Source organism: Nocardia xishanensis NBRC 101358, assembly GCF_001613365.1.
GTDB classification, from domain to species: Bacteria; Actinomycetota; Actinomycetes; order Mycobacteriales; family Mycobacteriaceae; genus Nocardia; species Nocardia xishanensis.
In genome coordinates this window covers 140047-151492 of the sequence record NZ_BDCF01000018.1, presented here as the reverse complement: position 1 = coordinate 151492, position 11446 = coordinate 140047, and the positions used below count along the sequence as shown (strand labels likewise).

At 68.2% G+C, this 11446-nt stretch carries 11 protein-coding genes and 1 pseudogene; 7 read left to right on the top strand and 5 right to left on the bottom strand.

Going from position 1 to position 11446, the window contains the following annotated elements; translation table 11 throughout:
- The 3 genes and pseudogenes from NX1_RS17435 to NX1_RS17425 all read left to right on the top strand — a co-directional run.
- A pseudogene (locus tag NX1_RS17435) lies at positions 1–206 on the top strand (pyridine nucleotide-disulfide oxidoreductase); the annotation flags it as partial.
- A 109-nt stretch (positions 207–315) separates the two neighbouring features.
- The gene (locus tag NX1_RS17430; protein WP_068059987.1) at positions 316–1185 is read left to right on the top strand and encodes an amidohydrolase family protein; all 870 of its coding nucleotides are present in this window, start codon (positions 316–318) and stop codon (positions 1183–1185) included.
- 283 nt (positions 1186–1468) lie between these two features.
- On the top strand, positions 1469–2698 hold the full coding sequence (locus NX1_RS17425) for a glycosyltransferase 87 family protein (RefSeq protein WP_245668544.1): 1230 nt from the start codon (positions 1469–1471) through the stop codon (positions 2696–2698).
- A gap of 71 nt (positions 2699–2769) precedes the next feature.
- Here the strand turns inward: NX1_RS17425 and fgd are convergent, their stop codons facing one another.
- Positions 2770–3780: a glucose-6-phosphate dehydrogenase (coenzyme-F420) gene (gene fgd / locus NX1_RS17420; protein WP_068059983.1), complete on the bottom strand. Its 1011-nt coding sequence runs from the start codon at positions 3778–3780 to the stop codon at positions 2770–2772.
- Positions 3781–4073: 293 nt separating this feature from the next.
- Between fgd and NX1_RS17415 the strand changes: the two genes are divergently transcribed.
- Positions 4074–4829: an HAD-IIA family hydrolase gene (locus NX1_RS17415; RefSeq protein ID WP_245668546.1), complete on the top strand. Its 756-nt coding sequence runs from the start codon at positions 4074–4076 to the stop codon at positions 4827–4829.
- 9 nt (positions 4830–4838) lie between these two features.
- Here the strand turns inward: NX1_RS17415 and NX1_RS17410 are convergent, their stop codons facing one another.
- From NX1_RS17410 to NX1_RS17395, 4 genes are all read right to left on the bottom strand, one after another.
- Positions 4839–5294: a MarR family winged helix-turn-helix transcriptional regulator gene (locus tag NX1_RS17410; protein WP_068059980.1), complete on the bottom strand. Its 456-nt coding sequence runs from the start codon at positions 5292–5294 to the stop codon at positions 4839–4841.
- Positions 5291–5926, bottom strand: a complete 636-nt coding sequence (locus tag NX1_RS17405) for a DJ-1/PfpI family protein (protein WP_068059977.1) — start codon at positions 5924–5926, stop codon at positions 5291–5293. Before NX1_RS17405 ends, NX1_RS17410 begins: the two co-directional genes overlap by 4 nt.
- A gap of 112 nt (positions 5927–6038) precedes the next feature.
- Complete coding sequence (locus NX1_RS17400) at positions 6039–6488, bottom strand: RpiB/LacA/LacB family sugar-phosphate isomerase (protein ID WP_068059975.1); 450 nt, start codon at positions 6486–6488, stop codon at positions 6039–6041.
- Positions 6489–6712: 224 nt separating this feature from the next.
- Positions 6713–7219 (bottom strand): nitroreductase/quinone reductase family protein, encoded by a 507-nt coding sequence (locus NX1_RS17395; protein WP_068059971.1) that lies wholly within the window; start codon positions 7217–7219, stop codon positions 6713–6715.
- Positions 7220–7318: 99 nt separating this feature from the next.
- On the opposite strand from NX1_RS17395, the gene pta reads away from it, so the two are divergent.
- The 3 genes from pta (at position 7319) to NX1_RS17380 (ending at position 11426) form a co-directional block, all read left to right on the top strand.
- Complete coding sequence (gene pta / locus NX1_RS17390) at positions 7319–9391, top strand: phosphate acetyltransferase (RefSeq protein ID WP_068059967.1); 2073 nt, start codon at positions 7319–7321, stop codon at positions 9389–9391.
- A 127-nt stretch (positions 9392–9518) separates the two neighbouring features.
- Entirely contained in the window at positions 9519–10727 is a 1209-nt protein-coding gene (locus NX1_RS17385; protein WP_068060070.1) for an acetate kinase, read from the top strand.
- A 183-nt stretch (positions 10728–10910) separates the two neighbouring features.
- Complete coding sequence (locus NX1_RS17380) at positions 10911–11426, top strand: hypothetical protein (protein ID WP_068059964.1); 516 nt, start codon at positions 10911–10913, stop codon at positions 11424–11426.
- The last annotated feature ends 20 nt before the right edge of the window (positions 11427–11446 follow it).

Below are 11446 nucleotides of genomic sequence, written 5' to 3'. Positions count from 1 at the left end.
CGCCCGGCTTCGCCCCAGCGGAGAACCCGGACCCGCAGGCGGTCATCGAGTTCCTCGAGGGCAAGGGCATCCCGTTCACGACTTGGGCGGGCTGGTACCGGCTCGATGCCCACGAGCGCGCGCTCGGTGAGCCCGAGGGCCGCGAGCGGGTCAAGGTCGTCGAGCGCGAGGACATGCTCCGCGCCAGCGAGCCGCACAAGGTGTAACCGTTCCACCCGAGAGGGGCGCCCGCGAGCGCCCCTCTTTCGCTTTCCCGACCGCCCGGTAGCCACGAGCGGATGAGACAGCGAAGAGATCTCGAGGCATTCTGTACAAGTGTTCGATGCCCATGTCCACATCATCGATCCGCGGTTTCCGCTGATCGAGAACGAGGGCTACCTGCCCGACCCGTACACCATCGCCGACTATCGAAAGCGCATGTCTCGCTTCGACATCGGCGGCGGGGCCGTGGTCAGCGCGTCGTTCCAGGGGACCGATCAAACCTATCTGAAGGCGGCGCTGGCCGAGCTCGGCGAAGGATGGGTCGGCGTGACGAGGCTCGACCTGGACGCTTCGGACGAGGAGATCCTCGAACTCGACCGTGTCGGCGTGCGCGCGCTGCGCTTCAACCTCAAGCGCGCCGCCGCCGACATCACCCAGATGACATTGCAGGCGCTGCGCGCCCACGAGCTCGCCGGCTGGCATGTCGAGCTGTACATGGACGGCCAGATGCTGGCGTCGCTGCAACCGGTGATCTCGAAGCTGCCCGCACTCTCGGTCGACCATCTCGGGATGTCCGACGAGGGTCTGCCGTACCTGCTCGATCTCGTCGACCGCGGCGCCCGCGTGAAGGCGACCGGTTTCGGGCGGGTCGCGATGAACGTCGCCGACACTCTGCGCCGCATCCACGCCGTGAACCCGCAGGCGCTGATGTTCGGCACCGATCTGCCCGGCACCAGGGCTGGGCGGCCGTTCCGTGACGCGGACGTCGATCTGATCTGCGACGTGGTCGGCGTCGACATGTACGCGGTCCTGGAGGACAACGCCCGCGCGTTCTACCGCCTGCCGGTCAGGGAGCGTCAGGTGAACGACCCCGCTCCGACGCTGCCGCTGCATCGCACCGAGCAGCCGACGCTGCCGCTGCGCCGAGATGAACTGCCGAGAATCCAACCGGCGGATACGATTCCGTTCCCTGTGATCGAATGAGCTTGCGCCGCAGCTGATCGGCACTGTTCTGAGTCCGAATCCGCTGCCGCGCAGGCGATGTCCTTCGACTCGGCCGTCACCGTCCGGACGGCGGCAGATATGGTCGAAGTTGATGAGGCTCGGTAACGAACGTCGCTGCTGTGAAGGCTCCGTCGATACGGAGGACCGTCCCGACGCAGGCATCGGTCAGTTGCCTCGACACGGCGCGAATGCGGCTGTGCGCAGGCGTTTTCCATCGTCGCGTGCAGCTCGAGGACCGGGCGCCGTGCGCGGGTCGGCCTGCGTGAACACCCGGTCGACCTGGTCGGCCCGGCCCGTCGCATCGCCGACCAACGCGACGCTGCTCTTCCTGCTCGCCTGTGCGATCGCTGCCGTGACGCTGATCCTCACCACCGTCGATCCATGGCTGGACAAGGCGGGCATCCTGGTGGGCGGGCTCGACGTGCACGTCTATCGGGACGGCGCCTCGCGCATCCTGCACGACCAGCCGCTCTACACCGAGCCCACCCTTCGCGGACTGCTCTACACCTACACCCCGTTCTCGGCGATCGTCTTCTTGCCGACCAACCTCATACCCTGGCAGTACCTCAGCCCGATCTGGCTCACGCTCAACCTCGTCGTGCTGTTCGGCTGCATCATGACGAGCTGGCGGCTGCTGGGCTACCGGTTCACCGGGCGGCTCGCGGCGGGCAGCGCCCTGCTCGCGCTCACCTGCACCTTCATCGAACCGGTCCGCACCACGCTGTTCTACGGGCAGATCAACCTCATCCTCATGCTGCTGGTCCTCTGGGATTTCTCGCGCCGGGATCGCAGCAGGCTGCGCGGCATCGGAATCGGCATCGCGGCGGGCATCAAACTCGTACCGCTCTATTTCGTCGTCCAGTTGCTCGCGTCGCGGCAATGGCGCTCGGCGGGCACGGCGGCGCTGACCTTCGTCGCCTCCGTCGTGCTGACCTGGTTCGTGCTGCCCGCCGATTCCAGTACGTACTGGACGACGACCTTCTTCCAGTCCGAGCGCATCGCCCCGGACACCCACCCCGCCAACCAATCCCTGCGCGGCGTCCTCGCCCACCTGACGCACGGGCCTGCGCCGCTGTGGTTGTGGCTGCTCGTCGCGTTGCCCGTGCTGGCCGCCGGCCTGTTCGTCGCCACCGCCCTGCATCGGCACGGGGAACGGCTGCTCTCGGTCACCCTCGCCGGTCTGACCGCCTGCGCGGTCTCGCCGTTCTCGTGGGGACACCACTGGGTGTGGTTCGTGCCCCTGCTCGTCTACCTGGTGCACCGGGCGCAGTTGAACCCGCGCTGGTGGATCGCCGCCGCCGCCCTGTACCTGTCGATCGGCGGCTGGACGTACCACTGGAGCGAAACCTGGGTCAGCGTAGGCGTTTTTCTGCTGCCGCCGTGGTGGCCCGCCGCGCCGCTACTGATGAACGCGTACGTCATCGCGTACCTGGCGGTGCTCGGCTCGGCTGCGCTCATGGTCCGCCGTCTCGCCCGATCCGCCGCGGAGTAGGTCCTCGCAAAGCCTTCACACGCCTCGCAGAGGTTGTGACCCCTGCGAGGCGTGTGGAAGGTCTGTGCGGCTCAGCCGAGCTTGCGGAGGCGGGGGGCCAGGTCGCGCTGGAAGAGGTCGAGGAAGCGGCGCTGGTCGTGGCCGGGGGCATGGAAGACCAGGTGGTTGAGGCCAGCGTCGAGGTAGGGCTGGATCTGGGCGACCGCCTCGTCGGGGTCGCTCGCGACGATCCAGCGCTTGGCGATCTGCTCGATGGGCAGCGCGTCGGCGGCGGCTTCCATTTCGATCGGGTCGGTGATGCTGTGCTTCTGCTCGGCGGTCAGCGACAGCGGCGCCCAGAATCGCGTGTTCTCCTGCGCCAGTTCGGGATCGGTGTCGTAAGAGATCTTGATCTCGATCATTCTGTCGATGTCGTCGACGGTGCGGTCCGCCTTGGCCGCGCCCTCGGCCACCGCGGGCATCAGCTTCTCGGTGTAGAGGTCCATGCCCTTGCCCGAGGTGCAGATGAAGCCGTCACCCGCGCGGCCCGCGTAGCGCGCGACCAGCGGTCCGCCCGCGGCGATGTAGATCGGGATGCCGCCCTCGGGCACGTCGTAGATGGACGCGCCGACCGTCCGGTAGTACTGGCCGTCGAAGTCGACGCGATCGCCGGTCCACAACGCGCGCATCAGGTCGACCGACTCGCGCAAACGGCCGAAACGTTCCTTGAATTCCGGCCATTCGCCGGTGTAGCCGGTGGCGATCTCGTTGAGCGCCTCGCCGGTGCCGACGCCGAGCATGACGCGGTTCGGGTACAGACAGCCCATCGTGGCGAAGGCCTGCGCGATCACCGCGGGGTTGTACCGGAAGGTCGGCGTGAGAACCGAGGTGCCGAGCTGAATGCGCTTCGTGCGCTCGCCGACCGCGGCCATCCAGGCCAGCGAGAACGGCGCGTGCCCGCCCTTGTGCCGCCAGGGCTGGAAGTGGTCGCTCACCGTGGCGCTGTCCATCCCGTGCTCCTCAGCGAGCACCGCGATCTCCACCAGTTCACGCGGTCCGAACTGTTCCGCCGACGCCTTGTATCCGAGCTTCAGATCACCCATGTGCGCCACTCCTGTCGCTTCGCTGTGCGGGTGCGGCCTTCCGCATCCCGTCGGTCGTTCGGACGAGCCGATCGGTGCCGCATCCCGTGGGCCGAGCGAGATCGCTCCGCCGCATCGGACGGACGGGCACGCGCGATCGGGTTCTCGCACGGCCAGCTTCGACCATAGTCACGGCGGAGTGGGTGTGTGTGACCGGCCGCATCTGGACCCGGTCCCATGCGTCTCGCGACGCGATAACCGACAATTGTCTGGTGACCGCAGACAATGAGCCGATCCTGTCGTACCTGACCGATATGGACGGGGTGCTGGTGAGCGAGGAGCACCTGGTGCCCGGCGCCGACGAGTTCCTCGCCGAACTGCGCGCCAACGAGACGCCGTTCCTCGTGCTCACCAACAACTCGATCCGCACACCCCGCGATCTGCAAGCGCGGCTGCGTCAGACCGGGCTCGACATCCCGGAGGAGGCCATCTGGACCTCCGCGCTGGCCACCGCGACCTTCCTGAACGAACAGCGCCCGAACGGAACCGCTTATGTGGTGGGCGAATCCGGACTCACCACCGCGCTGCACGAGATCGGGTACGTGCTCACCGACAGCGACCCCGACTACGTCGTGCTCGGCGAGACCCGCACGTATTCCTTCGAGGCCATCACCACCGCTATCCGGTTGGTCGAACGCGGCGCCCGTTTCATCGCCACCAACCCGGACGCCACCGGACCGTCGCGCGAGGGCGTCCTGCCCGCCACCGGTTCGGTCGCCGCGTTGATCACCCGCGCAACCGGGCGCGAACCGTATTACGTCGGCAAACCCAACCCGCTCATGATGCGTTCGGCGCTGCGGCGCATCGGCGCGCACTCGCAGTCCACCGTGATGATCGGTGACCGGATGGACACCGACGTTATCTCCGGGCTGGAGGCAGGCATGCGCACCATCCTGGTGACCACCGGCATTTCGACCCACGCGTCCGTCGAGCACTACCCGTACCGGCCGACGCGGGTCATCGACTCGGTCGCGGATCTGGTGGGGCGCACGCACAAGCCGTTCGACTGAGCCGAACCGTCAGTCCGCGCGTTCGGTGATCGCGTCTACCGCGGCGGAGAGGCGGGTGATCGCCTCGACGATGCGGGCGAATTCGTCCGCGCCGAGCTCGGCGGTGAGCCGGTCGGCGAGCACCGCGTGCCGCGGATGGATCCGCCGGACGGCCGCACGGCCCTCCTCTGTCACGGCGACCAGCTTCGCGCGACGGTGCGCCGGATTCGGACGGTATTCGGCCAGTCCCTTGTGCACCAGCAGATCCGCGATGCGCTGCACGCTCTGCCGGGTGATGCCCATGGCGCGCGCGATGCCCGCCACCGGCAGCGGCTCGCGAAGCACCGCACCGAGCACCTGCCACCACGCCGCGGTCAGCCCGGCGGGCTTGGCCAGTTCCTCGGCGATGGCGAGGAACTGGCCGTTGAGCCGGAACGAGGTGATCGCGGCGGTGCTGAACAGTTCCTGCTCCGGTGTATCGGTCATGCGCGCGCCGCGGCCTTGTCGTAGGCGTCGAGTACCGCGTAGGCCGCCGGATCACTGTGCGCGTAGAGCCGGTACCAGGCGTCGAGGATGTGCGGTTCGTAGACGCCGAGCAATCCGAGCACCTCGCGGGCGAACTCGAATGGCGCTGTCGCGGAGGCTGTGATGACGTTGCCGTCGGTCACCGCGGGTTGTTCGACGTAGCGGTCCGCACCCGCGTACCCGCTGTAGACCAGGAACTCGGCCACGTTGCTGGTGTGCGCTTTGTCGTCCAGCAGGCCTTCCCGCGCCAAGCCGAAGGTCGAGCCGCAGATGGCCGCGACCGGCACGCCCGTGTCCAGGAATTCGCGCGCCTTACGAGCGAACGGCGTGAGTTCGCCGGTCGTCCAGGTGTCGGCGCCGGGCAGGATCAGCATCGCGCTTTCGGCAGGGGAAAGCTCGGCCAGCGTCGAATCAGGCGTGATTCGCATGCCGCCCTTGGTGGTGATCGGGTCGCGGGTGAGCCCGACGGTCTGGACCGCGAAGGCGCCGGGCGCGACCTGCCAGGCCGGATTGTTGATGTGCGCGGTGGCGGCTCCAACCTGCCAGTCGGCGAGGGTGTCGTAGATGGCAGTGTGCACTGTCTTCGTGAGCATGACAGCATCCTGTCATATTTGACAGCATGCTGTCAATGAATCGGACGTGCGGTTGGGTCGTCCAAGTCATACCGTGCTCCGGCGCGGAAAGATCCTCGGTCGATGGCCGGGCTCAGTGCCCCCGCTCGATCTTGGTCAGATGCGCGATATTGGCACGGTCGGCCGCGTCCGCGCTCGGCTCGCCCGCGAACCAGGCGTCGAGGATCTCGGTGAGCTCGGCCGCCGAGGTCGAACGCAGGCTCAGCGCAAGCACATTCGCGTCGTTCCATTTGCGCGCGCCCGCGGCGGTCGCCGCGTCACCGCACAGCGCGGCGCGGATGCCAGCCACCTTGTTGGCCGCGATGGACGCGCCGGTCCCGGTCCAGCAGCAGACGATCGCCTGGTCGGCGCGACCCTCGGCGACGTCGCGCGCCGCGGCCTCGCTGGCCCACGCCCAGTCGTCCCGCTCGCGCTCCGACAGCGCGCCGTGCGTCAGCACACCGTCGAACCCGCGCCTCTCCAGCTCGTCGACCAGTTCCTTTGCCACGCCAACGCACTCGTCCGCCGCCACCGAGATCCGCATGCCACCACGATAGGACGCGGTGCGCGTTGCCGGGGCGGGTCGGCGCCGACATCGGCGCCCAGCCGATCATCGGGCGCGGGCGTCCTCGTTTCGGTACGTCGCGGCCGTTCTCGACCCGCTCGCGGCGACACAGGTTCGGCGGCGTCGCCGCTGACTGGTTCGGCACGGTCGGGATCGGTTCGGCTGGCTCGCCCGGGGCCGCGGCGGTCGGGGGTCCGGCGGAATCAGGCGCGGGTCAGCGCGAAGATGCGCAGATCGCGCGTGGTGCGGCCGCGATAGGCGGCGTACGCACCGGTCACTTCCACGAAACGCTGGAAGATCGGTTCCTTCTCCGCGCCTTCGACCGGCGTCGCGGTGACCCGGATGCGTTCGCCCGCGATGGCGACGGTGGCGTTCGGGTCGGCGAGCAGGTTGGCGGTCCAGGCCGGGTGGTGGGCTTGGCCGAAGTTGCTGCCGATGACGTACAAGGTGTCGCCGTCGTGCACGTACAGCAGCGGCTGGGTGCGCGGCTGGCCGGATTTGCGGCCCGTGGTGGTCAGCAGGATGACCGGCGCGCCGATCGGTCCCAGAATCGTGTACTTGGCGTCGGTGCGCTCCAGCACCCAGCGATCCAGCGGGGTGATCTTGCGAATCACCCAGGACCCCGGTTTCGTCGCGGCGAAACGGTTCGCCACGCGAGACAGCAGATTGGTGCGCGAACCCCATTGCCGGTCCGGGAACTGTGTCGTCATATGCCGGAATATAGGCGAGGTGGCCGCCGAACGTGATTTCCCGAATATTTGCCATCGGTTGGCCGGGCCTCGGCGTGTCGGCTCACTAAGCTCGGGACCATGGTCGAATCCGCTCCGTCCACCGTCTACATCGCCTCGCCGGAGGGCGACACCGGCAAGTCGACGGTCGCGCTCGGCGTGCTGCAAATGCTGTGCGCCACCACCGCGAGGGTCGGGGTGTTCCGTCCGATCACCCGCTCGACCACCGAGCCCGACTACATCCTGGAGTTGCTGCTCGAGCACAGCACCGCCGACATCGATTACGCGCAGGCGGTCGGCGTCACCTACGAGCAGGTGCACAACGATCCGGACGCCGCGATCAGCGAGATCGTGATGCGCTTTCACGATGTTGCCAAGGCCTGCGACGCGGTGGTGGTGATCGGCAGCGACTACACCGACGTGGCCAGCCCGAGCGAGCTGCGTTTCAACGCGAGGATCGCGGTGAACCTCGGCGCGCCGGTGCTGCTCGTGGTGCGCGGATCCGATCGCACTCCGGCCGAGGTCAGGCAGTTGGTCGAGCTGTGCGCGAGCGAACTGCACCAGGAGCACGCCGAGCTGATGGCAATCGTGGCGAACCGCTGTGATCCCGACGCGCTGAACGAAATCTGCTCCGTATTGGGCGATTTCGACGTGCCGTCCTGGTCACTGCCCGAGGTGCCGCTGTTGATCGCGCCGACGATGGCCGAGCTGTGTGAGGCGGTCGACGGCGAAATGTACAGCGGCGACCCGGAACTGCTGCAACGCGAGGCACTGAAGGTCATGGTCGGCGGCATGACCGCGGAGCACATTCTGGAGCGGCTGGTCGACGGTGTCGTGGTGATCGCGCCGGGCGACCGCTCCGACGTGTTGCTGAGCGTCGTGAACGCTCATGAAGCCGAGGGCTTTCCGTCGCTGTCGGGCATCATCATGAACGGCGACATGCTGCCGCACCCCGCGGTCGCGCGCCTGATGGCGGGCCTGAAACAGAAGCTGCCGATCCTGACCACGAGCTTGGGCACCTACGACACGGCCAGCGCCGCGTACCGCACCAGGGGCCGGATGTCGGCGGGCAACCCGCGCAAGGTGAACACCGCGCTGGCCCTGATGGAGCAGCACGTGGACGCGCCGGAGTTGTTGCGGCGCATCAGTGTTCCGCACAGCTCGGTGGTCACCCCGCAGATGTTCGAGTACCAGCTGATCGAGCAGGCCAGGGCCGACCGCAAGCGGATCGTGCTGCCCGAGGGCGACGACGACCGCATCCTGCGCGCGGCGGGTCGCGTGTTGCAGCGCAAGATCGCCGACCTGGTCGTCCTCGGCGACGAATCGGCCATTCGGGCGCGCGCCGCAGAACTCGGCGTGGATATCTCGGAGGCCGAGGTGCTCGATCCGCGCACCTCCGGTTACCTGGACGAGTTCGCCGCCGAGTACACCGAACTGCGCAAGCACAAGGGCATGACGCTGGACCGGGCGCGCGAAACCGTCGCCGACATCTCCTATTTCGGCACCATGATGGTCTACAAGGGCATCGCCGACGGCATGGTCTCCGGAGCGGCGCACACCACCGCGCACACCATCCGGCCCTCCTTCGAGATCATCAAGACGGTGCCCGGCGTATCCACCGTCTCCAGCGTGTTCCTCATGTGCCTGGCCGACCGGGTCCTCGCCTACGGAGACTGCGCCGTCGTGCCCGACCCGACCTCCGAACAGCTGGCGGATATCGCGATCTCCTCCGCGCAGACCGCCGCGCGGTTCGGTATCGATCCGAAGGTCGCCATGCTGTCCTACTCCACGGGCGAATCCGGCAGCGGAGCCGATGTGGACAAGGTGCGCGTGGCGACCAAGCTGGTCCGCGAGCGCGCCCCGGAACTGTTGGTGGAGGGCCCGATTCAGTACGACGCGGCGATCGAGCCGACGGTCGCCGACGCGAAGCTGCCCGACTCCGAGGTGGCCGGACGGGCCACGGTGTTCGTGTTTCCGGATCTCAACACCGGCAACAACACCTACAAGGCGGTGCAGCGCAGCGCGGGCGCCATCGCGATCGGCCCCGTGTTGCAGGGCTTGCGCAAGCCGGTCAACGACCTCTCGCGCGGTGCGCTGGTCGCCGACATCGTCAACACCGTGGCGATCACCGCCATCCAGGCGCAGGGGCAGTGAGACTGCGTACTCGCGCGGAGACTGGGCACTCGCCCACCAGGAACAAACGTGCGGTGCGCGGGGTTGCCGCGGGTAAGGGGCCGAGCACCGGTTCGGTGCGAGGTCGCAGGAAGACGCAGGAGGCATGATGAGCAACGCGGCCGATGACCTTGTGCTGGTGATCAATTCCGGCTCCTCGTCCATCAAGTATCAGCTGCTCGACCCGGAGACGGGCGCCGTGGGGGCCTCCGGTCTGGTGGAACGGATCGGGGAGCGGGAAGGGGCCGTCGAGCACCGCGCAGGGGGCCGCACCGTCGAGCGCACCGAGGCGATCGCCGACCACAAGGCCGGGCTGCGGCTGGTGTTCGACCTGTTCGCGGAAACCGGCTACGACCTGGCAGGCGCGGGCGTGCGGGCGGTCGGGCACCGGGTGGTGCACGGTGGCGAGGTGTTCTACGAGCCGACGCTGATCACCGACGAGGTGGTCGAGGAGATCGCCGAGCTGTCCGCCCTCGCCCCGCTGCACAATCCGGCCAATGTCACGGGGATCGAGAGCACCAGGGAGTTGCTGCCCGGTGTGCCGCAGGTCGCCGTCTTCGACACCGCGTTCTTCCACGGCCTGCCCGAGGCGGCCAAGACGTACGCCATCGATGCGAAAGTCGCTGCCGCGCACGGCATCCGCAGGTACGGCTTCCACGGCACCTCGCACGAGTACGTGTCAGGGCGGGTCGCCGAGGTGCTCGGTCGCGACCCGGAAGCGTTGCGCCAGATCGTGTTCCATCTCGGCAACGGCGCGTCCGCGTCGGCGATCCGCGGCGGCAAGCCGATCGACACCAGCATGGGGCTGACGCCGCTGGAGGGCCTGGTGATGGGTACACGGGGCGGCGACATCGACCCCGGCATCATCGGTCACCTTGTGCGCTCGGCCCACTTCGACATGGGACAGATCGACGAACTCCTCAACCGCGATTCGGGCATCAAGGGCCTGTCCGGTGTCAACGACTTCCGTGAACTGCGACGGCTGATCGACGCGGGCGACGCCGCGGCCCAGCTGGCCTACGACGTCTACATCCACCGGCTGCGCCGCTACCTCGGCGCGTATCTGGTCGAACTGGGCGGCGTCGACGCCATCACGTTCACCGCGGGAGTAGGCGAGAACAGCCCGGACGTCCGCGCCGACGCGCTGGCCGGTCTGTCCGCTTTCGGCATCGAGGTCGACCCGGCGCGCAACACCGCCGCCGACCGCGCCGCGCGACTCATCTCCCCGCAGGAAGCCCCGGTAGCGGTCCTGGTCGTGCCGACCAACGAGGAACTCGCCATCGCCCGCGCCGCCCGGCAGGTGGTTTCGGAGCAATAGTTGACAGGGCGAAACTTGCGGAACCGCAGTTCTTCCCGCGTACGAGGGCGTCGGTCGCGCAGCGCTTGAAACCTGCCGTCCGCTGATCTTGAATGGCTCGGGAAGGGGGCGGGACCGTTCGCGCATTCGTCGATCGAGCCGGAGGCTGGCTCTCACCCCGGACCGACGAACCGAAAGGCGATCGTGCCCGATCAGTCCTATCCGCCCTATCCGGCGTCCGGCCCCGAGCAGTACCGGGAGGGCACGCACTTCGGCTCGGAACCATCTCCCGGCGCCCATCCCGGTTACCCGCCCTCCGCGCTGGACGGTTATGACTGGCCGCGGATGCCGTCGACGGTGCGCGCCGCCCAGATCATCGCCTGGTCGCTCGGCGCGCTCGGCGTCGCGATCGTCGGGGCCGTCGCGGCGCTCAGCGGGGACGCCGAGCGGGCAGGCGCCGTCGGCTTCGGGTTCGGGTTGCCATTCGTACTGGCGGGCCTCGCGTTCAGTTTCGACAAGGGCGACAACGGGTTACGCATCACCGCGATCGTGCTGGCGGCTCTGCAGGGCCTGTGCGGGCTCGGCGCCACCGCCACGGGCCAGGCGCCCGGCCTGCTGGTCATCATCGCGGGAATCGCGATCGTGTGCCTACTCGCCCCGCGGACCGCGCGCGACTGGTTCACCCGTCCACGCCTTCAGCTCGGCGGCCGTCAGCCCTAGAAAACCTCACGGATTCCTCA